Origin of the sequence: Pseudomonas lini (genome assembly GCF_964063345.1) — a bacterium.
In the GTDB taxonomy this organism is placed as follows: Bacteria; Pseudomonadota; Gammaproteobacteria; order Pseudomonadales; family Pseudomonadaceae; genus Aquipseudomonas; species Aquipseudomonas lini_B.
Map to the genome: position 1 here is coordinate 2,489,074 of NZ_OZ061318.1, position 26,065 is coordinate 2,515,138.

Annotated in this window: 25 protein-coding genes; 16 read left to right on the plus strand and 9 right to left on the minus strand. The window is 60.6% G+C overall.

The features are described from left to right. Window positions 1–8 precede the first annotated feature (8 nt). The 3 genes from AB3226_RS11230 to nrdR are packed head-to-tail and all read right to left on the minus strand — an operon-like array spanning window position 9 to window position 2,313. Entirely contained in the window at window positions 9–671 is a 663-nt protein-coding gene (locus AB3226_RS11230; RefSeq protein WP_367373124.1) for a riboflavin synthase, read from the minus strand. Between the two features lie 47 nt (window positions 672–718). Then, window positions 719–1,852, minus strand: coding sequence for a bifunctional diaminohydroxyphosphoribosylaminopyrimidine deaminase/5-amino-6-(5-phosphoribosylamino)uracil reductase RibD (ribD, locus tag AB3226_RS11235; protein ID WP_367373125.1), 1,134 nt, complete (start codon window positions 1,850–1,852; stop codon window positions 719–721). Then, window positions 1,849–2,313 (minus strand): transcriptional regulator NrdR, encoded by a 465-nt coding sequence (nrdR, locus tag AB3226_RS11240; protein WP_007906838.1) that lies wholly within the window; start codon window positions 2,311–2,313, stop codon window positions 1,849–1,851. Before nrdR ends, ribD begins: the two co-directional genes overlap by 4 nt. A 117-nt stretch (window positions 2,314–2,430) precedes the next feature. Here nrdR and AB3226_RS11245 point away from each other — a divergent pair, with 117 nt between their 5' ends. The 3 genes from AB3226_RS11245 (at window position 2,431) to trxA (ending at window position 4,609) form a co-directional block, all read left to right on the plus strand. After that, on the plus strand, window positions 2,431–2,895 hold the full coding sequence (locus AB3226_RS11245; RefSeq protein WP_052967074.1) for a hypothetical protein: 465 nt from the start codon (window positions 2,431–2,433) through the stop codon (window positions 2,893–2,895). After that, the gene (locus AB3226_RS11250) at window positions 2,892–3,548 is read left to right on the plus strand and encodes a methyltransferase (RefSeq protein ID WP_367373126.1); all 657 of its coding nucleotides are present in this window, start codon (window positions 2,892–2,894) and stop codon (window positions 3,546–3,548) included. The genes AB3226_RS11245 and AB3226_RS11250 overlap by 4 nt, the downstream gene beginning before the upstream one ends. Window positions 3,549–3,736: 188 nt before the next feature. Beyond that, window positions 3,737–4,609, plus strand: coding sequence for a thioredoxin (trxA, locus tag AB3226_RS11255; protein WP_367373127.1), 873 nt, complete (start codon window positions 3,737–3,739; stop codon window positions 4,607–4,609). Between the two features lie 113 nt (window positions 4,610–4,722). On the opposite strand, the gene AB3226_RS11260 is transcribed toward trxA, so the two are convergent. Further along, window positions 4,723–5,070 carry a hypothetical protein gene (locus tag AB3226_RS11260; RefSeq protein ID WP_367373128.1) on the minus strand — a complete coding sequence of 116 codons (348 nt, stop codon included), beginning with the start codon at window positions 5,068–5,070 and terminating at the stop codon, window positions 4,723–4,725. Between the two features lie 135 nt (window positions 5,071–5,205). Here AB3226_RS11260 and AB3226_RS11265 point away from each other — a divergent pair, with 135 nt between their 5' ends. The 5 genes from AB3226_RS11265 to AB3226_RS11285 all read left to right on the plus strand — a co-directional run bounded on the left by AB3226_RS11265 (window position 5,206) and on the right by AB3226_RS11285 (window position 9,455). Further along, complete coding sequence (locus AB3226_RS11265; protein ID WP_367373129.1) at window positions 5,206–5,799, plus strand: DUF2796 domain-containing protein; 594 nt, start codon at window positions 5,206–5,208, stop codon at window positions 5,797–5,799. A 186-nt stretch (window positions 5,800–5,985) separates the two neighbouring features. Continuing rightward, window positions 5,986–6,696, plus strand: a complete 711-nt coding sequence (locus AB3226_RS11270) for an ABC transporter ATP-binding protein (RefSeq protein ID WP_367373130.1) — start codon at window positions 5,986–5,988, stop codon at window positions 6,694–6,696. A 1-nt stretch (window position 6,697) separates the two neighbouring features. Next, window positions 6,698–7,963: an ABC transporter permease gene (locus tag AB3226_RS11275; protein WP_367373131.1), complete on the plus strand. Its 1,266-nt coding sequence runs from the start codon at window positions 6,698–6,700 to the stop codon at window positions 7,961–7,963. A gap of 11 nt (window positions 7,964–7,974) precedes the next feature. Beyond that, window positions 7,975–8,493: a DUF3299 domain-containing protein gene (locus AB3226_RS11280; RefSeq protein WP_123720598.1), complete on the plus strand. Its 519-nt coding sequence runs from the start codon at window positions 7,975–7,977 to the stop codon at window positions 8,491–8,493. 263 nt (window positions 8,494–8,756) lie between these two features. Continuing rightward, window positions 8,757–9,455 carry an OmpW family protein gene (locus tag AB3226_RS11285; RefSeq protein WP_367373132.1) on the plus strand — a complete coding sequence of 233 codons (699 nt, stop codon included), beginning with the start codon at window positions 8,757–8,759 and terminating at the stop codon, window positions 9,453–9,455. Window positions 9,456–9,632: 177 nt separating this feature from the next. Here AB3226_RS11285 and AB3226_RS11290 read toward each other — a convergent pair whose 3' ends face one another. Both AB3226_RS11290 and AB3226_RS11295 read right to left on the minus strand, forming a co-directional pair. Beyond that, window positions 9,633–10,562, minus strand: a complete 930-nt coding sequence (locus AB3226_RS11290; RefSeq protein ID WP_367373133.1) for an NAD-dependent epimerase/dehydratase family protein — start codon at window positions 10,560–10,562, stop codon at window positions 9,633–9,635. Further along, on the minus strand, window positions 10,555–11,439 hold the full coding sequence (locus tag AB3226_RS11295) for a sugar nucleotide-binding protein (protein ID WP_367373134.1): 885 nt from the start codon (window positions 11,437–11,439) through the stop codon (window positions 10,555–10,557). The genes AB3226_RS11290 and AB3226_RS11295 overlap by 8 nt, the downstream gene beginning before the upstream one ends. Window positions 11,440–11,869: 430 nt before the next feature. Here AB3226_RS11295 and AB3226_RS11300 point away from each other — a divergent pair, with 430 nt between their 5' ends. The 5 genes from AB3226_RS11300 to AB3226_RS11320 all read left to right on the plus strand — a co-directional run bounded on the left by AB3226_RS11300 (window position 11,870) and on the right by AB3226_RS11320 (window position 20,463). Further along, window positions 11,870–16,186, plus strand: a complete 4,317-nt coding sequence (locus AB3226_RS11300; RefSeq protein ID WP_367373135.1) for a DEAD/DEAH box helicase — start codon at window positions 11,870–11,872, stop codon at window positions 16,184–16,186. Window positions 16,187–16,476: 290 nt separating this feature from the next. After that, window positions 16,477–17,403, plus strand: coding sequence for a DUF72 domain-containing protein (locus AB3226_RS11305; protein ID WP_367373136.1), 927 nt, complete (start codon window positions 16,477–16,479; stop codon window positions 17,401–17,403). Continuing rightward, entirely contained in the window at window positions 17,400–18,197 is a 798-nt protein-coding gene (locus AB3226_RS11310; protein WP_367373137.1) for an endonuclease/exonuclease/phosphatase family protein, read from the plus strand. Before AB3226_RS11305 ends, AB3226_RS11310 begins: the two co-directional genes overlap by 4 nt. Further along, complete coding sequence (clsB, locus tag AB3226_RS11315; protein WP_367373138.1) at window positions 18,194–19,480, plus strand: cardiolipin synthase ClsB; 1,287 nt, start codon at window positions 18,194–18,196, stop codon at window positions 19,478–19,480. Before AB3226_RS11310 ends, clsB begins: the two co-directional genes overlap by 4 nt. Further along, window positions 19,477–20,463, plus strand: coding sequence for a lysylphosphatidylglycerol synthase domain-containing protein (locus AB3226_RS11320; protein WP_367373139.1), 987 nt, complete (start codon window positions 19,477–19,479; stop codon window positions 20,461–20,463). Before clsB ends, AB3226_RS11320 begins: the two co-directional genes overlap by 4 nt. Window positions 20,464–20,513: 50 nt before the next feature. Here AB3226_RS11320 and AB3226_RS11325 read toward each other — a convergent pair whose 3' ends face one another. The 3 genes from AB3226_RS11325 to AB3226_RS11335 form a co-directional block, all read right to left on the minus strand. After that, the gene (locus AB3226_RS11325) at window positions 20,514–21,272 is read right to left on the minus strand and encodes an alpha/beta hydrolase family protein (protein WP_367373140.1); all 759 of its coding nucleotides are present in this window, start codon (window positions 21,270–21,272) and stop codon (window positions 20,514–20,516) included. After that, entirely contained in the window at window positions 21,262–22,371 is a 1,110-nt protein-coding gene (locus AB3226_RS11330; RefSeq protein ID WP_367373141.1) for a DUF3182 family protein, read from the minus strand. The genes AB3226_RS11325 and AB3226_RS11330 overlap by 11 nt, the downstream gene beginning before the upstream one ends. A 227-nt stretch (window positions 22,372–22,598) precedes the next feature. Continuing rightward, window positions 22,599–23,594, minus strand: a complete 996-nt coding sequence (locus tag AB3226_RS11335) for a GlxA family transcriptional regulator (RefSeq protein WP_367373142.1) — start codon at window positions 23,592–23,594, stop codon at window positions 22,599–22,601. 101 nt (window positions 23,595–23,695) lie between these two features. Here AB3226_RS11335 and AB3226_RS11340 point away from each other — a divergent pair, with 101 nt between their 5' ends. The 3 genes from AB3226_RS11340 (at window position 23,696) to AB3226_RS11350 (ending at window position 25,911) form a co-directional block, all read left to right on the plus strand. Next, complete coding sequence (locus tag AB3226_RS11340; protein ID WP_367373143.1) at window positions 23,696–24,244, plus strand: cysteine hydrolase family protein; 549 nt, start codon at window positions 23,696–23,698, stop codon at window positions 24,242–24,244. Window positions 24,245–24,606: 362 nt separating this feature from the next. Further along, window positions 24,607–25,188, plus strand: a complete 582-nt coding sequence (locus AB3226_RS11345; RefSeq protein WP_030131197.1) for a YjfI family protein — start codon at window positions 24,607–24,609, stop codon at window positions 25,186–25,188. 24 nt (window positions 25,189–25,212) lie between these two features. Next, entirely contained in the window at window positions 25,213–25,911 is a 699-nt protein-coding gene (locus AB3226_RS11350) for a PspA/IM30 family protein (protein ID WP_052967054.1), read from the plus strand. Window positions 25,912–26,065 lie beyond the last annotated feature (154 nt).

Genomic DNA, 26,065 nt, shown 5'->3' on the forward strand with positions numbered 1-26,065 from the left:
CCCTTGAGTCAGGATTTGAGGTAGCCGTTGGCGGCCAGAAAGCTTTCGGTAATGTTACTGGAAGTTGGCTCTGCAGCCTTATCGCCCAACAACAGGCGCTCCAGATAACGGGCCAGCAAGTCGACTTCCAGATTCACTCGGCGACCCGGCTGGTACGACGCCATGATGGTTTCGCTCAGGGTGTGCGGAATGATGGTCAGCAAGAACTCGGCGCCATCGACTGCGTTCACGGTCAGGCTGGTGCCGTCGACAGTGATCGAGCCTTTATGGGCAATGTACTTGGCCAGCTCTTTCGGAGCGCGGATGCGAAATTCCACGGCGCGGGCATTTTCGGTGCGGGCAACCACTTCGCCCACGCCATCGACGTGGCCGCTGACCAGATGCCCGCCGAGGCGAGTGGTCGGGGTCAGGGCTTTTTCCAGGTTGACCGGGCTGCCGCTTTTGAGGTCATTCATCGCGGTGCAGTCGAGGGTTTCGCGACTGACGTCCGCCGCAAAACCATTGCCCGGCAATTCAACCGCGGTCAGGCACACGCCATTGACGGCAATGCTGTCGCCCAGCTTTACATCGCTCAGGTCGAGCTTGCCGGTTTCTACGTAAACCCGCACATCTCCGCCTTTTGGGGTCAATGCACGAATACTGCCGATGGATTCGATGATGCCGGTAAACATGGAGTCCTCCTCGAGAACAGAGCCAGCGCTAGAGCAATGGCCGGGAATTATACGCTCGCCGACGGCACAGGAATGGCAGTGACTCGCCAGTCATCGCCAACCGCACGAATATCGATGATTTTGAGCTCGGGCGCGTCTTTCATCTGCGCCAGCGGCCAGTCCAGCAAGGGACGGGCCGAGGAGCCGAGAAACTTGCCGGCGATGAAGATCTGGAATTCGTCCACCAACCCGAGTTGGGCAAACGCGCCAGCCAGTCGCGGGCCGGCCTCGACCAGCACGTCATTGACGCCACGGTTGGCGAGTTCGACCAGTAACTGATGCAGATCGACCTGGCCATCGTCGCCCGGCACGATCAGGCATTCCGGGCCGTTGGCGTACTGTTCTTCCACCGCGACACACGTGGCGACCAGTGCCGGACCGGCCTTGAAGAACGGTACATTCAGCGGCACCCGCAGGCGACCGTCGATCAGTACGCGAAGCGGCGGACGGCTCATGGCCAAGGCCGTTTGTTCAGCGTCCAGACCCAATTCGTCGGCACGTACGGTCAAGCGCGCATTGTCTGCCAGTACCGTGTCGGCGCCGGTCAGCACCACGCTGGCCTCGGCGCGCAAACGCTGTACCGCCGAACGCGCCGCTGTACCTGTGATCCACTGGCTCTCGCCGCTTTCCATCGCTGTGCGACCGTCGAGGCTCATCGCCAACTTGACCCGCACGAACGGCAAGCCATGTTCCATGCGTTTGAGGAAGCCTTGATTGAGCTTGCGCGCCTCGCCTTCCAGTACGCCGCTTTCAGTGGCTATACCGGCCTGGGCCAGACGTTGCAGGCCGCGACCGGCGACTTCCGGGTTCGGGTCCTGCATCGCCGCAACGACGCGCGCCACACCGGCATTCACCAGCGCATCGGCGCAGGGCGGCGTACGGCCGTGGTGGCTGCAAGGTTCGAGGGTCACGTAAGCCGTTGCACCCCGCGCCTTGTCGCCAGCGGCGCGCAGGGCGTGGACTTCAGCGTGCGGTTCACCGGTGCGCACATGCCAGCCTTCGCCGACTATCTGACCGTCACGCACCACCACGCAGCCAACCCGGGGGTTGGGATGCGTCGTGTAATGACCTTTGCGCGCCAGTTCCAGGGCTCGGGCCATGTAATGCGCGTCGAGGATGGCTTGTTCGGGAGGTGTGGTCATTCTTTCACCGGCTCACGGGCGAGGCGATCGATCTCTTCGCGGAACTCGTTGAGGTCCTGGAAGCGTCGGTACACCGAAGCGAAGCGGATATAGGCGACTTCATCAAGCTTCTTCAGCTCGGCCATCACCAGTTCGCCGACCACGAGGGATTTGACCTCGCGTTCGCCGGTGGCGCGCAGCTTGTGTTTGATGTGCACCAGCGACGATTCGAGGCGCTCGACACTCACCGGGCGCTTCTCCAGCGCCCGCTGCATGCCGGCACGCAGTTTTTCTTCGTCGAACGGCTGGCGACTGCCGTCGGTTTTGATCAGGCGCGGCAACACCAGTTCAGCGGTTTCGAACGTCGTGAAACGTTCGCCGCAGGCCAGGCATTCACGCCGGCGGCGCACCTGTTCGCCCTCGGCGACCAGACGCGAGTCGATGACCTTGGTGTCGTTGGCACCGCAGAAGGGACAGTGCATGGTGGCAGGCAACAAAAAATGGGAGGGCCATGGTAGCGCATCCCCGTGGCAAGACAAGCCATAGGGTTTGCGGTATACAGACTGGCTGTATATGGATTTCGCTTGCTGGAGCCGCCCATGTCTTTACGACCCCTCATTTTGCTCAGTCTTTTCAGCCTGTTGGTGGCCTGTGGCAGCGATGCGCCCAAGCCCCAGCCGCCAACGCCCGGCCCTGCACCGCAACAGGCGCAGAAGAAAGCCAAGGCGTCGGCCGAGCTCGGTCCGCTGCCAGCTTATCAACGTGAATTGAGCGGCACCCTGCAGGGCGTGCCGGCCGGTGCCGAAGTCGAACTGGCGTTGCTGGTGATCGACGAAAAGGATCGTCCGCAACTATTGCTCGCCAGTTCCAACCTGATCGGTACCAATCAAGTGTTGCCGTTTCGCCTGCGCTTCAATCCCGAGTCCTTTCCCGTCGGTGCCCGCGTCGAACTTCGCGGCCGCGCCAGCCAGTCCGGGCAGTTGATTCTGCATCTGCCGGCGCAAATGATCACACAGCCAACCACCCAGGCATTGGGTCAGCTGCAATTCGTCAAAGCGCCATGATTGCACCGCTCGACCTGCAACAGGCGTTAGGTGAACTGCTCGGCGATGCACAGCTTGTAGCCTGTGAGTTACCCGGCACCGAGCTGAAACTCTGGCTGATCGACGGCGATAACATGGACCGTGCCTTCAGCCCGGAAGAAACCCGGCGGATTCTCCACGAGCCGCCGTACTGGAGTTTCTGCTGGGCCAGTGGGCTGGCCGTGGCCCGTTATCTCGCTGAGCACCGGCAATGGGTCGAAGGTAAACGGGTGCTGGATTTCGGCGCCGGCTCAGGGGTCGCCGCGATTGCGGCGGTGAAAGCCGGAGCACTGGAAGTGGTGGCCTGTGACCTGGACCCGTTGGCGATTGCCGCGTGTCGGGCGAATGCCGAACTTAATGGCGTGCAACTCAGCTACTCGACGGACTTTTTCGCCGAGGTCGATCGGTTTGATCTGATTCTGGTGGCCGATGTGTTGTACGACCGGGCGAATTTGCCGTTGCTCGACGAGTTTCTCAGCCGTGGCCGGGAAGCCTTGGTGGCGGATTCGCGGGTGAGGGATTTTCGCCATCCGTTGTATCAGCGCATTGAAATGCTGGAAGCGATGACCTTGCCGGATCTGGCCGAGCCTGAAGAGTTTCGGTATGTGAGCCTTTACCATGCGCGGCGCGGCTAAAAGCTTCGCGGGCAAGCCTCGCTCCTACAGGTCCGCGCTGATTTCAAGATCGACACCAACCCTGCAGGAGCGAGGCGTGCCCGCGAAGGCGTCCCGTCAGACAGCACATCACTCAATGGCCACCCCGCTTTCAGCCACCCCCCACCAAGCCTTATAGTGACCACATTCACGCTTTTACGAGATCCCCCATGAGTCAGGAAACGCCGTACATTTTCGACGCCACGACTGCCGATTTCGACCAGTCGGTGATCGAGAACTCTTTTCACAAACCGGTGCTGGTGGATTTCTGGGCCGAATGGTGTGCGCCGTGCAAGGCCTTGATGCCGATGCTGCAAACCATCGCCGAGAGCTATCAGGGTGAGTTGCTGCTGGCCAAGGTCAACTGCGACATCGAGCAGGACATTGTTGCGCGCTTCGGCATTCGCAGCCTGCCGACGGTGGTGTTGTTCAAGGACGGTCAACCGGTGGACGGTTTTGCCGGTGCACAACCGGAATCGGCCGTGCGCACCATGCTCGAACCCCACGTGCAAATGCCGCCGCCCGCTGCTGCCGATCCGTTCGAACAGGCTCAGGCGCTGTTCGATGACGGCCGTTACGCCAACGCCGAAGCCACCCTCAAAGTACTGCTGGCTGAAGATAACACCAACGCCAAGGCGCTGATCCTCTACGCCCGCTGCCTGACTGAGCGCGGCGAGCTGGGTGAAGCGCAAATCGTGCTCGACGCGGTCAAGACCGATGAGCACAAGGCCGCGCTGGCCGGCGCCAAGGCGCAGATCCAGTTCCTCGGTCAGGCCAGGGATTTGCCGGATGCGGCAGACCTGAAAGCACGTCTGGCGAAAAATCCGCAGGACGATGAGGCGGTCTATCAACTGGCGATCCAGCAACTGGCCCGCCAGCAATACGACGCGGCGCTGGATGCCTTGCTGAAGCTGTTCATCCGCAATCGCAGCTACAGCGAAGGCTTGCCGCACAAGACCTTGCTGCAAGTGTTCGAACTGCTGGGCAACGATCACCCGCTGGTGACCACGTACCGTCGCAAGTTGTTTGCTGCGCTTTATTAAAATCAAAAGATCGCAGCCTGCGGCTACAGGGGAAATACAAATCCCGTGTAGGAGCTGTCGCAGGCTGCGATCTTTTTTGCGGCTTACTCGATCTGTCCGTGTGAACCCGATTCCTACGCTGGCTCGATCCAGCTGTACAGCGGCGTATCCCCGCCGCTCACCACTTTGACATTTGCACTGTGGCGCAAGCGCACCAACAAGCGCTTGCCCGCCACTGCGCTGCCGGTCAGCCCTTCCAGCTGCTCCAACAAATCCGGCCCGCTCAATTGCCCGGCCTTGCGCAACAATTCCTGGGCGATCTGCCACAGCGCATCGTCCTGATTCACCGGTTTGGCCGGCGTAGCACTCTCCTCGGGTTTTGCTGCCTGCAACTGCGCACCCAGCTGCGCCCAGTCGCCCTCATCCAGTTCCAGCGTCAAATCCACCGGCCAGTCGCCGATGCTTCCGCGTATTCGCAACATAAGTCTGCTCCTGCACATACCTGACTCGCATGCTCCCATGGGTCTTGCGCAACGCCAAGCAGACGGTCAAACTCTCGGCACTTTCGTTATAAGATTACATAACAATTTTTTCATTTTACTTTTCGGAGACCCGCCATGCGCCGTCTGCTGCTCGCTTTGCCGTTTGCCTTGTTGCCGCTGGCTGTCGCCCATGCCGCTGTCGAACATGATCACGATCATGATGAGCACGGCAGCCTCAGCGCCCACGAACACGGCGTCGGTCGCCTGAACGCGGCGCTGGACGGCCAGACGCTGGAGCTGGAGCTGGAAAGCCCGGCGATGAACCTGGTGGGTTTCGAACACGCCGCCACCACCGACGCCGACAAGGCCAAAGTCGCCACCGTCCGCGCGCTGCTGGAAAAACCGTTGGTGCTGTTCAACCTGCCGAAAGCCGCCGGTTGCATGGTCGCGACTCAGGAACTGGAAAGCCCGCTGTTCGGTGACAAGCCGGATGCCGATGATCATGACGAAGAAGACGCCAAGGACGGTCACGAGCATCATCATGACCACAGCGAGATCCATGCCCATTACCAATTCAGCTGCTCAGCCCCTGGCGCACTGAAAACCCTGGATTTGGCAAATATCTTCAACACATTCCCGGCCACCCAGAAGATTCAGGTACAACTGATCAGCCCGAGCGGGCAGCAAGGGGTTGAAGTGACCGCCAAGGCTGCCGCCCTGAAATTCTGATCCGACACCAATCCTTGTAGGAGCGAGGCTTGCCCGCGAAGAGACCATTAGATTCAACAGTGATGTTGACTGTGAGATCGCTTTCGCGGGCAAGTCGGACCGCCGCACCGCTCGCTCCTACAGAAATCGGGGTTGGTGTGGAATGTGAAGTTGAGACAAGTACCCAATACCCATGAAATCGGCGCTATGACCCAAGCACTCATCGAACTGTCCGACCTGGGCTTCAGCTGGCCCGGTCATCCGCCGCTGCTGGACATCCCGGCGTTTCGCCTTATGCCTGGGGAAACCCTGTTCCTCAAAGGCCCCAGCGGCAGCGGCAAGACCACCCTGCTGGGCCTGCTCGGTGGCGTGCAAAAGCCTGATCACGGCAGCATCCGCCTGCTCGGCCAGGAGCTGACCGAACTCTCCGCCGGGGCTCGCGACCACTTCCGCGTCGATCACACCGGCTACATCTTCCAGCAGTTCAACTTGCTGCCATTTCTCTCGGTGCGCGAGAACGTCGAGCTGCCCTGCCACTTCTCCAAGCTGCGTGCCGAACGGGCGATTCAGCGCCACGGCAGTGTCGATCAGGCCGCCGCTACCCTGCTCGCCCACTTGGGCCTCAAGGATGAAAAGATCCTCAGCCGCCGCGCCGATTCGCTGTCCATCGGCCAGCAGCAACGGGTCGCCGCTGCACGTGCGTTGATCGGTCAGCCGGAACTGGTAATCGCCGACGAACCGACCTCGGCGCTGGACTACGACGCCCGCGAAAACTTCATTCGCTTGCTGTTTGCCGAATGCCGTGAAGCCGGGTCGAGCCTGTTGTTTGTCAGCCATGACCAGAGCCTCGCGCCGCTGTTCGATCGCCACCTCTCGCTGGCCGATCTCAATCGCGCCGCCCCCCCGTCCGAGGTCTGAGATGTATTTGTTTCGTCTAGCCATGGCCAGTCTGGCTAACCGTCGCTTCACCGCGATCCTCACCGCATTCACCATCGCCCTGTCGGTCTGCCTGCTGCTGGCGGTGGAGCGGGTGCGCACCGAGGCCAAAGCCAGTTTCGCCAGCACCATCAGCGGCACCGACCTGATCGTCGGCGCGCGCTCCGGCTCAGTAAACCTGCTGTTGTACTCGGTGTTCCGCATCGGCAACGCCACCAACAACATCCGCTGGGACAGCTTTGAACATTTCGCCAACAACCCGAAAGTGAAGTGGGCGATCCCGATGTCCCTCGGCGATTCCCATCGCGGTTATCGAGTGATGGGCACCACCGAGGCGTACTTCGAGCACTACCAGTACGGCCATCAACAGCACCTCGAACTCACCGACGGCCGCGCCTTCGCCAACGATCCGTTCGAAGTGGTGCTCGGCGCCGAAGTGGCCGATGCGCTGCACTACAAGCTCGGCGACAAACTGGTGCTGGCCCATGGCGTAGCGGCAATCAGCCTGGTCAAACACGACGACAAACCATTCACCGTGGTCGGCATTCTCAAACGCACCGGCACCCCGGTGGACCGCACGCTGCACATCAGCCTCGGCGGAATGGAAGCGATCCACATCGACTGGCACAACGGCGTGCCAGCACGCGGTAACGGCCGGATCAGTGCCGACCAAGCGCGCAACATGGACCTGACGCCGCAAGCGATCACCGCGTTCATGCTCGGCCTCAACAACAAGATTTCGACGTTTGCGCTGCAACGAGAGATCAACGAATTCCGTGGCGAACCGATGCTGGCGATCCTGCCGGGTGTGGCGTTGCAGGAGCTGTGGAGTTTGATGAGCACGGCGGAAAAAGCCTTGTTCGTCGTCTCGCTGTTCGTGGTGCTGACCGGGTTGATCGGCATGCTCACGGCGATTCTCACCAGCCTCAACGAGCGACGCCGCGAGATGGCGATTCTGCGCTCGGTCGGCGCTCGGCCGTGGCACATCGCGACCTTGTTGGTGCTGGAGGCATTTGCCCTGGCATTGTCCGGAGTGATTGCCGGTGTGGCGCTGCTGTATGTGGGCATCGCCGTAGCGCAGGGTTACGTGCAGGCGAATTACGGCTTGTACCTGCCGCTGGCCTGGCCGAGCGAATATGAATGGACGCTGCTCGGTGGCATCCTGATCGCCGCGCTGCTGATGGGCAGCGTGCCGGCCTGGCGTGCTTATCGCCAATCCTTGGCCGATGGCCTGTCGATCCGACTATGAGGACATTAATGATGCCCCGCGCTGTGCTTGCGCTATTGATGCTGGTTGCCCTCCCGTTGTGGGCGGCCGAGCCGAAGGACCTGACCTGGTCGGAAATGATCCCGCCGGATGCGGCGCCAGAAGTGCCGAACATGACGCCGCTGCATGACCTGTCGAAGATGAGCGACGCGTTGTCTGCGGAGTCGGCTCCAGCGGCCAAACAGGACATGCCGAACGCGCCGGTGGTGAAGAGCCTCGACGGCAAGAACATTCGTTTGCCGGGCTACATCGTGCCGCTGGAAGTCAGTGAAGAAGGCCGCACCACGGAGTTTCTGCTGGTGCCGTATTTCGGCGCCTGCATCCATGTACCGCCGCCTCCGTCGAACCAGATCGTGCATGTCAAAAGCGAAGTCGGCGTGAAGCTTGATGAGTTGTATCAGCCGTACTGGATCGAAGGTGCGTTGCAGGTCAAGGCGTCTACCAGCGAGTTGGCGGATGCCGGGTATCAGATGGAGGCGGACAAGATTTACGTGTATGAATTGCCGGAGTGAATCTGGTAGTTCGGTGTTGTCTGTTCAATCGCCATCGCGGGCAAGCCCGCTCCCACAGTGTTCTCTGTTGTTCACAAATATTGCATTCACAGAAGATCCCTGTGGGAGCGGCGGTGCGGCGATCCGACTTGCCCGCGATGAGGCCATCAAAGACTCCACCAAAAAACCGCCCATCACTGTTTCATTGAGCTGAATCAAAAGACCGTATCAGTTGGATCCCTACCATTGGACATCGAACATTTTTAACGTCCTCTGGAGCCCCCATGCACAAGTTCAAGCTCTGCGCTTCGCTGTTCGCCCTCGCGCTCGCAGCACCGCTCGCCCATGCTCACACCGCTGGTGACATCATCGTTCGGGCCGGTGCGATTACCGTCAACCCGGAAGCCGACAGCTCCAGCGTCAAGGTCGATCAGGGCCCGCTGAAGGGCGCCGATCTGGGTGGCAAGGCCACCATGAGCAGCGACACGCAACTGGGCCTGAACTTCGCTTACATGATCACCAACCATCTGGGAATCGAACTGCTGGCGGCCTCGCCGTTCGAGCATGACGTGAAGCTCAAAGGCACCGCCCTCGGCGCCGCCAACGGCAAACTCGGCACCCTCAAACACCTACCGCCGACCCTGAGCCTGGTCTACTACCCACTGGACGCCAAGTCCGCGTTCCAGCCGTACATCGGCGGCGGTATCAACTACACCTGGATCTACGACGAGCACGTCAGCAGCGAAGCCAGCGCCAACGGCTTCAGCAACTTCAAGGCGGATAACTCCTGGGGTCTGGCCTGGCAGGTGGGTGCCGATTACATGCTGACCGACAACGTGATGATCAACGCCCAGGTGCGCTACATCGATATCGACACCCGTGCGACCGTGGAAAACAACGCCGTCGCGCCGGGCACTCGCGCCAGGGTCAATGTTGATGTGGATCCGTTCATCTACATGGTTGGTTTGGGTTACAAGTTTTAAGAAACACTTGTCCGGCTTTTGTGGCGAGGGAGCTTGCTCCCGCTGGGCTGCGAAGCAGACCCAATAGTGATGGCGACTGCCGCGCAGTCGAACGGGAGCAAGCTCCCTCGCCACGGTTATCGCATCGGCCACAAAAAAGGCGCCTTCAAAGGCGCCTTTTTCATGGCTGTGTAAACCTCAGCGTCCCAGCAACCGCGCAAGGCCGACGCTCATCGGTGTCTGCTGCGGGTAGGTAAACCGCTCCAGCAAACGTCGGTTGTTCGCGCGTGAATGACGGATGTCACCGGAGCGCGCCGGGCCGTAGCTCACGGGCGGAAGCTTGCCGACCACCGCCTCAAGGGCTGCAAGCATTTGTTTGAGGGTCGTCGCCTGATTCCAGCCGACATTCACCGGGCCGACTTCGACCTGCGGCTTCTCGATGGCTTGCACCAACACGTCCACCAGGTCCTCTACATAGACAAAATCGCGAGTCTGCTCGCCATCGCCGAACACGGTGATCGGCAAGCCTTTCTGCGCGCGCTCGCTGAAAATGCTGATTACCCCGGAATACGGCGAGGACGGATCCTGGCGCGGGCCGAAGATGTTGAAGAAGCGGAAAACCACCGGCTCCAGAGCATGCTGGCGGCGATAGAAATCGAAGTAATGCTCGCTCGCCAACTTGTCCGCCGCATACGGCGTCAACGGTGCCTTGGGTGTGTCTTCGTCGATCGATTCGCCTTCACCGTTGTTGCCATAGACCGCGGCGCTGGATGCAAACAGCACCCGTTTTACGCCAGCCTGACGCATGGCTTCGCAGACATTCAGCGAACCGATGAAATTGCTCTGGTGAGTCTTCACCGGATCATCCACCGATGCCTGCACTGAAGCCACCGCAGCCAGGTGCGCCACAGCGCTGCAACCGACCATCGCCTGCGCCACCAGTGCAGCATCGGCGACGTCGCCCACGATCAGTTCGACGAGGGGATTGTCCAGCGGCAGGTTACTGCGTTTTCCGGTAGAGAGGTCATCGAGAATCCGCACCGAATGCCCCTTGGCGAGCAAGGCGTCGGTCAGGTGCGAACCGATGAAACCGGCACCGCCGGTGATTAAAACAGGGCTGTCAGCCATGGCGATAAAACCTATCCAGTAAGCCCGGGAGTGCCGCGCGCCAGGCGCGGGGCTTGATCCCGAAAGTGTGCAGAATTTTCTTGCAGGCCAGCACCGCGTGTTGCGGTTCTTCGGCGGCGTCGGACCGCGCGGCGTGAGCCTGGGCGGTCGGCGCTTCGATGGCCAACGGGTGCAGGGCGCGTGCTTCGGTAAGAATCGCCTGCCCCAGTGCCAGCGGCGTGGTCGCTTCATGTCCGGCGTAGTGGTAAGTGCCCCACAGCGGCGCGGAGCAATCGAGTTGCTTGAGCACCGAAATGATCACCCGGGCGGCATCGTCCACTGGCGTCGGATTACCGCGACGATCATCAGCCATCAGCAGTTCTTCAGCTTTCTCGGCCCGGCTCAGGAATCGCCCGAGGGTACCGTCGGGGCTGTCATCGAGCAGCCAGCCGAAACGCAGCAGTACGTGCTGCGGACAAGTGGCGCGCACGCTTTGCTCGATTCGCCACAAGGCCTGGCCACGCAAGCCCAGCGGCACCGGTTCGTCTTTTTCGCTGTAGGCGGTCGCCCGGGAGCCGTCGAACACGCGATAACTCGACGGTTGCAGCAGCACAATGTTGTGATGCTGGCACAGCTCGGCCAGCCGTTCGACGGCTCGCTCTTGCCCGGCCAGACGCTGTTCGCTGACGGCCTCCGCCTGGAACCAGTCAAAATAGTAGGCGAGATTGATCAACGCATCCGGACGGGTATCGTCGAGCAGTTGCGTCAGGCTCGCGGCGTCCCAGCCGTCTTGCGGTGGGCGGGGGGCGAGGAAACCGATGTCTTCCTCCGCACCGAGGCGAATCAGCGCCTGCCCAAGGGCATTTCCGCCGCCCAGTAACATAAGGCGCATTCGCATAGAGTCAGCAGGCCCAGTCTGATTGGAACGATGGCTATATCGACAACGCCCGCAGGCGATGTCCTCAATAATTGCCGGAATCGTTGCATTTTGCGGGTTTAGTGCGCAACCGTCATCCGTAAAGTGTAGATCTCCCAGATTTGCGGTGCTGCAACCGGCCCCATCGCGGGCAAGCCCACTCCCACAGGGATCTTCTGTGAATGCAATATTTGTGAACAACAGAGAACACTGTGGGAGACCCCAGGGATTTGGTGCTGCTACTGCCCCATCGCGGGCAAGCCCGCTCCCACAGGGATCTTCTGTGAATGCAATATTTGTGAACAACAGAGAACACTGTGGGAGCGGGCTTGCCCGCGATAGGGCCCTAAAGGCCGGCAAAGGTCGTGAGCGGTACTTGCATCTTCCCCGACTCGCCCGCATAAATCAGGACATGAATCTGCCCATCCCCACGGACGCTGCTCTGGCAGGCTTTCACCCCGCCGTCAGCGCCTGGTTCAGCAATACCTTCGCGACGGCCACCGCCGCCCAGGCCCGGGCGTGGCCGTTGATCCGCCAGCGCCGTTCGACCCTGATCGCCGCGCCCACCGGTTCCGGCAAAACCCTTACCGCGTTTCTGGCCGTGCTCGACGATCTGGTCCATCGTGGCCTGGAGAGCCCGGACGGCCTGCCGGACGAAACCCTGGTGGTCTACGTTTCACCGCTCAAGGCGCTGTCCAACGACATCCAGATCAACCTGCAAAACCCGCTGGCCGGCATCACCGAACAGTTGCGGGTGATGGGCCTGCCCGATGTGCCGATCAGCACCGCCGTGCGCACCGGCGATACGCCGCAAAAAGAGCGTTCGGCCATGCGCAAAACCGCGCCGCACATTCTGGTGACTACTCCGGAATCCCTTTACGTACTGCTCGGTTCCGACTCCGGCCGGCAAATGCTCGGCACCACGCAAACGGTGATCGTCGACGAAATCCACGCCATTGCCGCCAGCAAACGCGGTAGCCACCTGGCCCTGAGCCTGGAGCGTTTGCAGGCCCTCTGTTCGCAACCGCTGGTGCGTATTGGCCTGTCCGCCACGCAGAAACCCATCGAAGCGGTCTCGCGCTTTTTGGTCGGCCGTGATCGCGACTGCGACATCATCGACATCGGCCACGCCCGCCCACGGGATCTCGATATAGAGGTGCCGCCCGTGCCGTTGTCGGCGGTAATGGCCAACGACGTCTGGGAACTGGTCTATGACCGACTCGCCGCCCTCGCCCGTGAACACCGGACCACGCTGATTTTCGTCAACACCCGGCGTCTGGCCGAACGCCTGAGTCGACACTTGAGCGAACGCCTCGGCAAGGACGCGGTAGCGGCCCACCATGGCAGCCTGGCCAAGGAGTTTCGCCTGGACGCCGAGCAACGGCTCAAGCGCGGCGAGCTGCAAGTGCTGATCGCCACTGCTTCGCTGGAATTGGGGATCGACATCGGCGACGTCGACCTGGTGTGCCAGATCGCTTCGCCACGCTCGATTGCCGGGTTTGTGCAACGGGTCGGCCGCTCCGGGCATCAGGTCGGCGGCATGCCCAAGGGCCGGTTATTCGCCACCACTCGCGACGATCTGATCGAATGCGCCGCCCTGCTCGATTGCGTCCGCCGTGGCGAACTCGACACGCTGCAGATCCCAGAAGCGCCGCTGGACGTGCTGGCCCAGCAGATCATCGCTGAAGTCAGCTGTCAGGAATGGCAGGAACAGGCGCTGCTGGACATGCTGCGCAACGCCTCGCCTTACGCCAGGCTCGACGAAAAGCACTATCAGGCACTGCTGCAGATGCTCGCCGAGGGCTACAACGGGCGCCTGGGTATTCGCAGCGCTTATCTGCACCGGGACGCCGTAAGCCGCGCCCTTCGCGGCCGTCGAGGCGCCAAGCTGACCGCCGTGACCAGCGGCGGGACGATTCCCGACAACGCCGACTACAGCGTTCTGCTGGAGCCTCAAGGGCTGAACATCGGCAGCGTCAACGAAGACTTCGCGGTGGAAAGTATCGCCGGAGATATCTTTCAGCTGGGCAATACGTCGTATCGAATTTTGCGGGTTGAAACCGGCAAAGTCCGGGTCGAAGACGCTCAGGGTCAACCGCCGACCATTCCGTTCTGGCTCGGAGAAGCACCCGGGCGCAGCGATGAACTGTCGTTCGCCGTGGCCCGCCTGCAAGCGCAACTCGATGAACGCCTCGGTGCCACACCCGGCAACCTGCAGCCAGCCGTCGACTGGCTGACTGACACCCTCGGCTTGAATCTCGCCAGTGCCGAGCAACTGGTGGATTATCTGGCCCGGGCGCGTCAGACCCTCGGCGCCTTGCCATCGCAAGACACGCTGCTGATGGAGCGGTTTTTCGACGAGTCCGGCGGTACTCAACTGATCATCCACTCGCCATTCGGCAGCCGCATCAACCGCGCCTGGGGCCTGGCCCTGCGCAAGCGGTTCTGCCGCACCTTCAACTTCGAATTGCAGGCCGCCGCCAGCGAGGACGCCATCGTGCTGTCGCTGTCCACCGGTCACAGCTTCGAGCTTGAGGACGTCTGGCGTTATCTGCACAGCAACAGTGCCGAACATACCTTGATTCAAGCGGTGCTCGAGGCGCCGCTGTTTGGCGTGCGCTGGCGCTGGAACGCCGGGGTCGCCCTGGCGCTGCCGCGCTACAGCGGCGGACGTAAAGTACCGCCGCAGATCCAGCGGATGAAAAGCGAAGACCTGATCGCCAGTGTGTTTCCCGATCAGATCGCCTGCGTGGAAAACCTCGCCGGCGAGCGTGAGATTCCCGATCACCCGCTGGTGGAACAAACCCTCGACGATTGCCTGCACGAAGCCATGGACAGCGAAGGCTGGCTGGCGTTGTTGCGGCGCATCGAACAGGGCGACATCCGCCTGATCAGCCGTGATCTGCCAGCGCCTTCGCCACTGGCGGCGGAGATACTCAGCGCCCGCCCCTACACCTTTCTCGACGATGCGCCGCTGGAAGAGCGCCGCACTCAGGCAGTGCTCAGCCGCCGCTGGAGTGATCCGCAGTCCACCGATGATCTCGGTGCGCTGGACGCCGAGGCGATTACTGCGGTGCGTGATGAAGCCTGGCCAACGCCCACCGGCATTGATGAAATGCATGAAGCGTTGATGAGCCTGGCGTGCATCGCCGATAACGAGGCTCAGGCCAACCCGAATTGGCTCGATTGGCTGAATACCCTCGCCGACACTGGCCGCGCCAGTCGTTTGCAAATCAACGCAGAGCGATCGCTGTGGTTGGCGCTGGAGCGACTGACCTGCCTGCGGGCGATTTATCCACAGGCCACATTGGCTCCACCGTTGGAGGCATTGCCCGGTTTCGATGAAACCTGGGAGCCAGACGAAGCGGTGCTGGAAGTGATCCGCGCGCGGCTCAGCGCGTTTGGTCCGTTGCCGCTGAAAGCGATTGCCGAACCGCTTGGATTACCGGCGATTCAAGTCACTCAAGCCTTGGCGCAACTGGAGCGCGAAGGCTATGTACTGCGCGGGCAATTCACCCCAGGCGTCCCTGAAGAAGAATGGTGTGAACGACATCTGCTGGCGCGGATTCATCGCTACACGGTCAAACGGCTGCGACGGGAAATCGAGCCGGTGGCGTTGCAGGATTTCATGCGTTTTCTGTTTGACTGGCAGCATCTTTCCGCCGCCAGCCAAGGTCAGGGCCGCGCGGTGTTGCCGGCGATCATCAGCCAGTTCGAAGGCTACCCCGCCGCCGCGTCGGCGTGGGACAGCGACATTCTGCCGGCGCGTATCAAAGACTATTCGGCGAGCTGGCTGGATGAGTTATGCCGCAGCGGCAAACTGGTGTGGACCCGCCTGACCACGCACAACAAGAGCACCAGCACGGCATTACGCAGCACGCCGATTCTACTGCTGCCGCGCAGTCAAGTCGGGTTGTGGAGCGGCTTGACCGAGCAGACACCGGTCAGCGAACTGTCGCCTAAAACCCAAAAAGTCCATGAAGCGCTCAGCCAGCATGGCGCACTGTTTTTCGATGAGCTGATTCACGAAGCCCATCTGCTGCGCTCGGAACTGGAAATCGCCTTGCAGGAACTGGTCGGTGCCGGGCTGGTAAACGCCGACAGTTTCGCCGGCCTGCGGGCGCTGATTACCCCGGCCAGCAAACGCCAGAATCGCAGCAACCGACGCGGGCGCGGAGCGTTTGTTGGCGGCATGGACGATGCCGGACGCTGGGCGTTGCTGCGCCGCGGTGCTGTCGCGCCGATTGTGGATAAACAACAGCCGGCGCCTACGCCGAGCGACACCCTGGAACACATCGCCATGACCTTGTTGCGCCGTTACGGCGTAGTGTTCTGGCGCTTGCTGGAGCGGGAGGCGGACTGGTTGCCGAGTTGGCGGGAATTGCTGCGCACATTTCATCGGCTCGAGGCCCGGGGCGAGATTCGCGGCGGGCGGTTTGTCAGTGGTCTGGCGGGGGAGCAATTTGCGCTGCCCGAGGCGATTCCATTGTTGCGCGAAGTCAGACGGCGCCCCTGCGATGGAAGTCTGATCGCGGTGTGTGGGGTGGATCCGCTGAACCTCGCCGGCACCTTGTTGCCTGGCGCGAAAGTGCCGGCGCTGGCGAGCAATCGACTGGTGTATCGCGACGGCCTACCGGCCGCCGCCGAGATCGCCGGCAAGCAACAGTTCTGGCTGGAGCTGGATCAGCAGGCCAGTGCCGAGGTCCGAAACAAACTGATCCGGCATTGATGTGGTCTGGAACGGCCCCATCGCGGGCAAGCCCGCTCCCACAGGGATCTTCTGTGAATGCAATATTTGTGAACAACAAAAAACACTGTGGGAGCGGGCTTGCCCGCGATGGCGGTCTAACAGTCGACATCAATGTTGAATGTTCTGGCCTCATCGCGAGCATGCCCGCACACATTTGATTTGTGGTGTTTTTGAGTTTTACCGTCCGTAGCCCCGTCGAAACTTTCTCGCACGCCCGGCAGTCATCAAAAGACAGAGGCTGTCCGAGGGTTACATAGACGGGAGGCGACATGGCGGCGATTCATATTGGTATTTCAGGCTGGCGCTACACGCCTTGGCGGGGGGAGTTCTACCCGAAGGGGCTGACCCAGAAGCGCGAATTGCAATTCGCTTCACGGGCAGTGAACAGCATCGAAATCAATGGATCGTTTTACGCCCTGCAACGGCCAGAACGTTATGCCCAGTGGTACGACGAAACCCCGGCGGGCTTCGTCTTCAGCGTCAAGGCGCCGCGTTTTATCACCCACATCAAGCGCTTGCGGGACATTCATAAGCCGCTGGCGAATTTCTTCGCTTCCGGGGTGCTGGAACTCAAGGAAAAACTCGGCCCGATCCTCTGGCAGTTTCCACCCAACTTCAAATTCGACCCGCAATTGTTCGAAAGCTTTCTCGAACAATTACCCCACGACACGGAACAGGCCGCCGCCCTCGCCCGCCAACATGAGCCGCGCCTGAATGGTCACGCCAGCATGAAGGCCTACGGCAAAAAGCCGCTGCGCCATGCCGTGGAAATTCGCCACGAAAGTTTTGTCGATCCCGCCTTCATCCGTCTGCTCAAACGCTACAACACTGCGCTGGTCATCGCCGACACCGCCGGAAAATGGCCGTACCGCGAAGACCTCACCAGTGATTTCGTCTATCTGCGCCTGCACGGTGCCGAAGAGCTCTACGCCAGCGGTTACACCCCACAAGCGCTGCAACGCTGGGGTGACCGGATCGAGGCCTGGTATCACGGACAGCAACCGGCAGATCCGCAATTGATCGCGCCTCGGCAAAAACCCAAAACACGCAGATCCCGTGAGGTGTTCTGTTATTTCGATAACGACATAAAAGTCCGGGCACCCTTCGATGCGCGCCGCCTGCTTGAGCGTTTGCATCTCGACAAAGACCTTGCCACTGCCCCCGGCGAACCCGCTGCCGAAGGAGTGCTGCCATGAGCATTCCCGAACCGGTCGGCACAACGGATGAACAGCAACCCATCATCAGCACCGTGAGTCGTTTTACCGTGCTGACGGTCAACACCCACAAGGGTTTCACCGCGCTCAACCGACGCTTCATCCTGCCCGAATTGCGCGAAGCGGTACGCAGTGTGTCCGCCGACGTGGTGTTTTTGCAGGAGGTCCATGGCACTCACGAACATCATCCACAGCGCTACCTCAATTGGCCGGCAATGCCTCAGTACGAATTCCTGGCCGATACCCTGTGGCCGCAATTTGCCTATGGGCGCAACGCAGTCTACCCGGCGGGCGATCACGGCAATGCGCTGTTGTCGAAGTTTCAGATCATTCGCCACGACAACCTCGACGTTTCCATCCACGGCCATGAGAACCGTGGAATCCTGCATTGCGTGCTGCGCATGCCCGGCGATGGCCGGGAAGTGCATGCCATTTGCGTCCATCTGGGGCTGCGCGAAAGTCACCGCAAGGCACAACTCAAGCTGCTGAGCCAACGTATGGAAGAGTTGCCGGAGGATGCCCCGGTGGTGGTGGCCGGCGACTTCAACGACTGGCGCCTGCGCGCCGATGCGCTGCTCAAGCCCTGCGGTTTGCGTGAAGTATTCGCTGAGTTGCATGGCAAACCAGCACGCAGTTTCCCGGCGCGTTTGCCCGCGCTGCGCCTGGACCGCATCTACGTGCGCGACCTCAAGGCCAGCCATCCGCAAGTACTGGCGGCACGACCCTGGTCACACCTTTCCGACCATGCACCGCTATCGGTGGAGATCGAGCTATGACCGGCCCACTGATGGAAAAAACCACGATCGAACACGTCTCCGCGCCTCCGCCGGTACGCAAGCCCGCAGTGGCTGACGTCGAATATGGTTGGCACGGTAACAATCGCGTCGAATTGCTGGAGAACGGCGAGGAATACTTTCCACGAGTGTTTGAAGCGCTGCGCCAGGCCCAGAGTGAAATCCTGCTGGAGACCTTCATTGTATTCGAGGACAAGGTCGGTAATGAGCTGCAAAAAATCCTGATTGAAGCGGCTCAACGCGGCGTGCGCATCACCGTCAACCTCGACGGTTTCGGCTGTGGCGAACTGAGCACGGAGTACCTCGCGGCGCTGAGCAATGCAGGTGTGCGTCTGCAAATATTCGACCCCGCCCCGCGTCACTTTGGCATTCGCACCAATTGGTTCCGCCGCCTGCACCGCAAGATTGTGGTGGTCGACGGCACGATTGCGTTCCTCGGCGGAATCAACTTTTCCGCCGACCATTTGGCCGACTTCGGCCCCGAGGCCAAACAGGATTATTCGGTTGAAGTGCAAGGCCCGGCGGTGGCAGACATTCATCATTTCGCCTTGCTGCAAAGCGGTCGTCCGGCTCGGGCCAAGTACTGGTGGCAGCGTCGCAGACAGAGGCGCGCGGAACTGGCGGTCAGCGATCATGATGGTCAGGTACGGCTGGTGTATCGCGACAATGGCGAACATCAGGGCGATATCGAAGAGGTGTACTTGCGGGTACTGCGCGGTGCCCGGCATCGCGTGGTCATCGCCAACGCCTACTTCTTTCCTGGCTATCGGCTGCTGCGGGAGATCCGCAATGCGGCGCGCCGAGGGGTCGAGGTGCGCCTGATTCTTCAGGGGCAACCGGATCTGCGGGTGGCCAGGCTCGCCGCGCGCATGACCTACGACTATCTGCTGCGGGCCGGGGTAGCGATTTACGAATATTGCGACCGTCCCCTGCATGGCAAAGTCGCCCTGGTCGACGAGGACTGGAGCACTGTCGGCTCAAGTAACCTCGACCCGCTGAGCCTGTCCCTGAATCTGGAGGCCAACGTGTTGATCCGCGACCGAGCCTTCAACCGCGACCTGTTCGAGCGTCTCGACGAATTGAGCAGCAACCACTGCAAGGTCATGTCGGCGGACAAGGCGCCTCGTGGACGGATCTGGGACATGACCATCGGTTTTCTGGTGTTTCACTTCCTGCGGCATTTCCCGGCATGGGCCGGTTGGTTGCCGGCGCACAAACCGCGCTTGAAACCCTTCATTCATCCGGCCGGGAGCGATAAGGCATGAGCCATTCCGATGCACGGCCTGCCCCTCACTCCGACGCGCCGCGAAAATCCCATTGGCACCGTTGGAAAAAGCCGCTGACGATGCTGTTTTTTTTGGCGTTGATCGTTTTGTTCACGATGCTCGCCGAACGCATCGAATGGGGCGAAGTGTTCGATACCCTGGCCGACTTCAAGGTGCGCACACTGATCATTGCGTCCGGGGTGACGCTGATGAGTTTTCTGGTCTATGCCTGTTTCGACCTGATCGGCCGCACCTACATCCGGCAGAACCTGACCTGGCGACAGATCCTCCCGGTAGGGATTATCAGCTACGCCTTCAACCTCAACCTGAGCGCCTGGGTCGGCGGCATCGCCATGCGTTATCGGCTGTATTCACGGCTCGGTGTGAGCAAAAGCAACATCGCGAAAATCCTCGGGCTAAGCCTGGCGACCAACTGGTTCGGTTACATGGTGATTGCCGGCACCGTGTTCAGCAGCGGACTGGTGAGAATGCCGCCAGGCTGGAAGCTGAGCAGCGGTGCCCTGCAAGGCGTGGGCGCGTTATTGCTGCTGTTGAGCGCGGGGTATCTGGCCGCCTGCCGATTTTCCAGGCGGCGGGAGTGGTCGATTCGCGGCGTGGAAATCAACCTGCCGTCACTGCACATGGCGGTCCTGCAACTGGCCCTCGGCGCGCTGAACTGGTCGCTGATGGCGGCGGTAATCTTTACCCTGCTGCCGAGCAAACTGGATTATCCGCTGGTGCTTGGCGTGTTGCTGATCAGCGCCATTGCCGGGGTCATCACCCACATTCCGGCCGGGCTCGGTGTGCTGGAGGCGGTGTTCGTGGCATTGCTGCAACATGAGGTCTCGCGGGGAAGCCTGGTGGCGGGGTTGCTCGCTTATCGGGCGATCTATTTCCTCCTGCCGCTGCTGATTACCGTGGTGATGTACCTGGTGGTGGAAGCCAAGGCCAAGTCGTTGCGGATCCAGAAGAAACCTTCTTGAAAGATTAGTTGAAACGGATGCCGCTTTCGCGAGCAAGAACACCGCAAACCTCAACGCGACTGAATAATGCTCAACCGCTCGCCCACCACCATTTCCGTGATCCAGCCCACCAGGATCGAGGTGTACGCCTGTTGCGAGACAGGCTCGCTCAAGGCGTGATCGGCACCATCGATAATCCGGTGAGTCAGCGAGTGGGTCTGCTGACACGCCGCGCGGTAACTCATGATGGTCGCGTGGGGCACATAGGCGTCGGTCTCGGACTCCACCAGCAACACATCCCCGGTAAATTGCGAACAGGCATGCAGCGCGCGATTGCTGTCAGCGTGGACCCGCGTGCTGCGGTAATCGCGCAAATCGAGCTTGTCCAGCTCACGCTTGGGCGTGTGCCAGAAGTCGTCGCGATACAACGCCGGCACCCGCAGCGCCAGCCAGCGCACCGGGCGCAAGGAGGTCAGGATCGCCGCCAGATAACCGCCATAACTGGTACCCACCACAGCGACCGCAGAGGTATCGAGCGCCGGATGCGCGAGCAAGCGGTCGTAGGCCGCCAGCAGGTCACGCAGGTTGTCTTCGCGGGTTACCCGGGACAACGGAATACCGGTCCCGCCGGTGTGGCCGCGCAAGTCGAACGTCAGGCACACGCAACCCAACCCGGCGATGCCTTTGGCGCGCTCCAGGTCGCGCTCCTGACTGCCGCCCCAGCCATGAACGAAAAGCACACCCGGGACTTTCGATTTGGGGCTGAGGAAGGTTCCGCTCATCTGCTCATCATCGATGTCGATCGCAATGGTTTCGCTTCTAGCCGTCATAGGATTTTACCGTTACGTACTTGAGAAGAAAGTCACCGTGTTCCGCTGGCCCGCGGTAGACCTCAATGGTGTTGGCCGGCAGCGGTTGATCGGTATAGGTTTCGACCGACGACACGCGAATCGCCTGCAGGCCGGGGTCATTGACGAAACTCTGCAGCGCCGCGACTTCGGCACTGCTGGCACCGCCCAGGCGCCAGGATTGTTCGAGCACGCCGCTGCGTTGTTTGCCATCGCAATCCAGCCCCTGGGCGATGTCGTAGTTGCGCCGCGAGGCGTAGAACCCGGGGTAGGCTTCATCGGCCGCGCTGTCGAATACCTGCGCCTGCTGGATCGCCAGCCTCGTGTCGTCCGGTAGTTCCAGCGCCAGCAGGTCCTCGTAATAACCCTGCACCACCAATAGGTTGGACCCTCCATAAACCTGATCGCCCTGACCGTCTTCGGTCAAGTATTGATCACCGCAATAACTCAGCACCTTGTCGCCGATAAAACTCTGACCGACGCTATGGGTGACCACCTCGGTCAAGTCTTGTTCCAGCACCACACCTTCGGTGAACAATGTTTTGGCATCGGGACGAGCGAGGATGGCATCGAACTGGTCGAGGCTTTTGATCACTTCCTGACCGCGTCCGGCGCAGGCATGAATAGGCTTCATGCGGATCGGCCCACTGTAGAGCAGGTGTTCCGCCGCCGGGCGAGCATCCTCCAGGGAGAACACGCTGAGGCCGTCGAGCACGACGCTGCGCACCCGTTCGGAAAATATCGACGACCAGCCTTCGGGCGCGAACGCATAGCGGTTCAACAACCCATGGCTGATGGCTTTGGTGCAGATGAAATCGTGGTCGACGTAACCGCCCCACAAATCCTCCGGCCCTTTGACGCCCAACCGCCGGGCGGCAGCAACGCCCACCAGAGTTTGGGTCGGCAATAGATAAACATCACGGCCGCTGTGCAGTTCCAAGTCATAACTGCCGCCGTACTCGAGCCCGACGACCTGCGCCAGCCAACGGGCCAGTGCGCGATTGGTTTCGACTTCGTGCAGTGGGGCGTGGGGGCGCACCGAATGGGCGAGCACCAGTTTCTTGCGGTTTGTTGGGGTCATGCGTTCCCCTTCAATCTGCGCTTGATAAATGTAGCTCAAGGAGGTGCAGAGATCAGGCCAACGGCGGCTGGAGTGAAACGGGTTTCAAATCAGCCGGTTGCGAAATACGTGATAGCACAAGGCCTGTTTTATTCTGCACGACACCTTTCAATACTCCCGGCATTTTGCACGACTCAAAGCCTGGCACAGATCTAATGTGGGACATTTTTTGATCTGGTGTGATCTGGCTACCGAGACACAGCTGTGTTTGGCGTTACCCCAAACCGCCCCCGGTAATCACTCGGCGCCAGCCCGGTAATCTTTTTGAACGTTGCCCGAAACGCACTCGGGTCCTGGTAACCCACGGTCCAGGCAATGTGATCAATGGTGCCGTTGGTGAACTCGAGCATTTCCCGTGCCTTGCCAACCCGCAGGTGCTGGCAGTACTCAGTGGGTTTCAACCCGCTTGCCGCACGAAAACGCCGCAGGAAAGTGCGCTCTTCCAGCCCCGCCCGCTCGGCCATTGCCGTCAACGAGACATCGGTCGCCCCGGTGCTTTGCAGCCAATGCTGGACCTTGAGAATCGACGCATCGCCATGGTTGAGAATCGGTGAAAAATTACTGCCGCACTCGCTCGCGCTGTCGCTGTGTTCCACCATCAAAAACCGCGCCGTGCCAGTGGCGATGCTCGGTCCGAGCAAGCGGTTCACCAACCGCAATCCCAGCTCTGACCAGGCCATCAACCCGGCAGTAGTGATCAGGTCACCATCGTCGACAATCGGCGTGTCGGCCTTGAGCTTGATCGCCGGATAACGCTCGGCGAAGGCCTTGGCCGAGGTCCAGTGGGTGGTGGCGCTACGGCCATCGAGCAGGCCGCTTTCAGCCAACAAAATAGAACCCACGCAGACCCCGCCGAGGGTCGCACCGTTGGCGTGTTGCTGACGAAGCCAGCGAATCAACTCTTGGGGCGCCTGCCGCTCGGAAAAACCTCCGATCGAGGGCGGGATCAACACGGCGACCAACGCGCCGACCGGGCCAGGATGAGTGTCATAGACCCGCTCGGGCACTTGATCGCCATCGACCTGCCAGTGACTGACCCGCAGCAATGGCAACTGCGCCGCCTGATGCTCGGCGGCGATCCGGTTGGCCACGCCGAACAGGTCCGTCAGCCCATGCACCGCCGCCATCTGCGCACCGGGATAGATCAGCACTCCCAGTTCGGCGACTGCCCTTTCTACACCCATTGTCAGTTTTCCCCCTTCTATTGTCGGTGCGGCCAATCCTCGAACGAACGGCCAGCACCAATACTTGATTGCACACCAACACACACTTCGAGGAAACAGTCATGGCCAAGCAAGCACTCATCGTAGTCGATATCCAGAACGACTACTTCCCCCAAGGCAAGTGGCCGCTGGTGGGCGCCGACGCCGCTGCAGACAACGCTGCACGGTTGATTCAGGCGTTTCGCGAGGCCGGTGATTCGGTGGTGCACATCCGCCACGAATTCACCTCCGACGCCGCACCGTTCTTCACGCCAGGCTCCGACGGCGCGAAGCTGCACCCCAAAGTCCTCAACCGCACCGACGAGCCGGTGGTGCTTAAACACTTCGTCAACTCGTTCCGCGAGACCGAACTGGAAGCCATCCTCGACCAGCAAGGCATTGAGCACTTGGTGATCGTCGGGAGCATGAGTCATATGTGCATCGACGGCATCGCCCGTGCCGCCGCCGACTTGGGCTACACCATTACCGTCGTTCACGATGCGTGCGCCACCCGTGATCTTGAGTTCAACGGTCTGACGGTTCCGGCAGCTCACGTGCATGCCGCCTTCATGTCGTCCCTGGGTTTTGCTTATGCAAGCGTGGTGTCCACTGACGATTTTCTGGCTGGCTAAGTGAAGAACCTGTGGGAGCGGGCTTGCCCGCGATGAGGCCATCACATCCAACATCTTTGTTGACTGTTACATCGCTATCGCGGGCAAGCCCGCTCCCACAGGATTGCGCTTAACTGAATGGCATAGAGTGATAGACCTTCTTTGGTCATGCACCTGTGCAACAGTCGAAAAATCTCACGCGTGAGCTATTGAGGTCCGCAAAAATTGCCTGTAGTGTTTCTCACGCGTGAGATTTTCACAACGGGGTCAGCATCATGAAAAGCAGCTCTCCATCAGATCCGCCTACCGGATCTGTTACCGATTCAGCGAGCCAAAAGGGAGAGCGCTCGAAACCGTCCGCGAAAAAACCATCCAGTTTCTACATGAAACAGATGCGCGCGGGCCTGGGTGCCGCCGGTTATGTGAAACACGAGACTTGGGTGCTTCCCGAAAACCGAAGCCTGCTCAAGCAGATGGAGAAACAGCTACGCCAACCGATTCTGGCTGGCTCATTCATGTCGGAGAATTACATGAGCGCAGGTAATAACTGGAACATCGACCGCCTTTACAGCGCCCTTCAGGCCCTCGACGAAGTGGTTTCGAACGACATCACCCTCTCCCTCGTTCAAGGCTCCGAGTCCAGCATCAAGCTGGAAATGAACGACTTCGGTGGCTTGCCGATTTACATCGCCGTGGTTGGCGATCAGGTCATCGTCGATACCGTTCTGGTCGATGTCGAGTCCATCAACGACGTGCCGGCATTCAATGATGCCGTGCTGCGCAGCCGGGAAATGTTCCCGCTGTCCTCAATCGGTATCGAGTCCATGCCCAACGGCCAGGTTGTTTACAACATGTTCGGCGCGTTGAGCTCCGACTCCAGCCTGACCAACGTCGTGACCGAGGTCAAAACCCTCGTCGACAACGTCCAGCGCGCCAGCGAAGCCTTTGAACGTTTCTTCATCTAATTTTTCGGGAACAGGAAATATCCAATGACTCAGTCCATCTGGAGCAAATTGTTCACCGCGCTGCGTGGCGGTGCCAACGAAGTCGGTGAATCGATCGTCGACCAACAGGCCCTGCGCATCCTCGACCAGGAAATTCGTGATGCTGACAGCGCGCTGGCCAACGCCAAGCGTGAGCTGGTCACCATCATGGCCAAGCACAAACTGTCGGCTGATCGCGTCAGCGAGTACAACGCCAAGATCAAGGATCTGGAGTCCAAGGCCCTGGCCGCGATTCAGGCCAATCGCGAAGACTTGGCACTGGAAGTGGCCGAAGCCATTTCGACCCTGACCAATGAACTGGATGTCGAGCAAAAGCAGGCCACCGAATTCGGCGGTTACGCGGACAACATGCGCAAAGACATCACCAAGGCTGAAAGCCGCATCAAAAGCCTGCGTCAGCAAGTGGACATGGCCAAGGCGCGTGAAAGCGTACAGAAAGCCCAGGTCAGTGCATCGATCGCCAGTGGCGGCGCCAACGGCAAGCTGGAAACCGCCGTCGGTACGCTGAACCGCCTGCAAGCCAAGCAGCAGCAACGCGCCGCTGAACTGGAAGCCCAGGACCAACTGGCCGATGCGTCGACCGGCACCGACCTGGAGCGCAAGCTGCGTGAAGCCGGCATCACGCCGAACGAAGGCAGCGCCAATGCGATTCTGGAACGCCTGAAGAAAAAATCGGCTGAGTAACCCGGTTAGGGCATTCATTGCCTTGATGTCAGTCAGGCAAGCGCACTGAACCTGTGGCGAGGGAGCTTGCTCCCGCTGGACTGCGCAGCAGCCCCCTTCTTTTTTGCAATATAGGGGGGCCGCTTCGCGACCCAACGGGAGCAAGCTCCCTCGC

Coding starts and splice junctions, on each gene's coding strand:
- AB3226_RS11265 (WP_367373129.1), top strand. CDS start 5,206: ATGCGCCGTCTGCTGCTCGCTTTGCCGTTTGCCTTGTTGCCGCTGGCT.
- AB3226_RS11330 (WP_367373141.1), bottom strand. CDS start 22,371: ATGACCCCAACAAACCGCAAGAAACTGGTGCTCGCCCATTCGGTGCGC.
- AB3226_RS11305 (WP_367373136.1), top strand. CDS start 16,477: ATGGCGGCGATTCATATTGGTATTTCAGGCTGGCGCTACACGCCTTGG.
- trxA (WP_367373127.1), top strand. CDS start 3,737: ATGAGTCAGGAAACGCCGTACATTTTCGACGCCACGACTGCCGATTTC.
- nrdR (WP_007906838.1), bottom strand. CDS start 2,313: ATGCACTGTCCCTTCTGCGGTGCCAACGACACCAAGGTCATCGACTCG.
- AB3226_RS11290 (WP_367373133.1), bottom strand. CDS start 10,562: ATGGCTGACAGCCCTGTTTTAATCACCGGCGGTGCCGGTTTCATCGGT.
- AB3226_RS11335 (WP_367373142.1), bottom strand. CDS start 23,594: ATGGGTGTAGAAAGGGCAGTCGCCGAACTGGGAGTGCTGATCTATCCC.
- AB3226_RS11340 (WP_367373143.1), top strand. CDS start 23,696: ATGGCCAAGCAAGCACTCATCGTAGTCGATATCCAGAACGACTACTTC.
- AB3226_RS11345 (WP_030131197.1), top strand. CDS start 24,607: ATGAAACAGATGCGCGCGGGCCTGGGTGCCGCCGGTTATGTGAAACAC.
- AB3226_RS11250 (WP_367373126.1), top strand. CDS start 2,892: ATGATTGCACCGCTCGACCTGCAACAGGCGTTAGGTGAACTGCTCGGC.
- AB3226_RS11260 (WP_367373128.1), bottom strand. CDS start 5,070: ATGTTGCGAATACGCGGAAGCATCGGCGACTGGCCGGTGGATTTGACG.
- AB3226_RS11230 (WP_367373124.1), bottom strand. CDS start 671: ATGTTTACCGGCATCATCGAATCCATCGGCAGTATTCGTGCATTGACC.
- AB3226_RS11270 (WP_367373130.1), top strand. CDS start 5,986: ATGACCCAAGCACTCATCGAACTGTCCGACCTGGGCTTCAGCTGGCCC.
- AB3226_RS11245 (WP_052967074.1), top strand. CDS start 2,431: ATGTCTTTACGACCCCTCATTTTGCTCAGTCTTTTCAGCCTGTTGGTG.
- AB3226_RS11325 (WP_367373140.1), bottom strand. CDS start 21,272: ATGACGGCTAGAAGCGAAACCATTGCGATCGACATCGATGATGAGCAG.
- AB3226_RS11295 (WP_367373134.1), bottom strand. CDS start 11,439: ATGCGAATGCGCCTTATGTTACTGGGCGGCGGAAATGCCCTTGGGCAG.
- AB3226_RS11310 (WP_367373137.1), top strand. CDS start 17,400: ATGAGCATTCCCGAACCGGTCGGCACAACGGATGAACAGCAACCCATC.
- AB3226_RS11275 (WP_367373131.1), top strand. CDS start 6,698: ATGTATTTGTTTCGTCTAGCCATGGCCAGTCTGGCTAACCGTCGCTTC.
- AB3226_RS11280 (WP_123720598.1), top strand. CDS start 7,975: ATGCCCCGCGCTGTGCTTGCGCTATTGATGCTGGTTGCCCTCCCGTTG.
- ribD (WP_367373125.1), bottom strand. CDS start 1,852: ATGACCACACCTCCCGAACAAGCCATCCTCGACGCGCATTACATGGCC.
- clsB (WP_367373138.1), top strand. CDS start 18,194: ATGACCGGCCCACTGATGGAAAAAACCACGATCGAACACGTCTCCGCG.
- AB3226_RS11350 (WP_052967054.1), top strand. CDS start 25,213: ATGACTCAGTCCATCTGGAGCAAATTGTTCACCGCGCTGCGTGGCGGT.
- AB3226_RS11285 (WP_367373132.1), top strand. CDS start 8,757: ATGCACAAGTTCAAGCTCTGCGCTTCGCTGTTCGCCCTCGCGCTCGCA.
- AB3226_RS11320 (WP_367373139.1), top strand. CDS start 19,477: ATGAGCCATTCCGATGCACGGCCTGCCCCTCACTCCGACGCGCCGCGA.
- AB3226_RS11300 (WP_367373135.1), top strand. CDS start 11,870: ATGAATCTGCCCATCCCCACGGACGCTGCTCTGGCAGGCTTTCACCCC.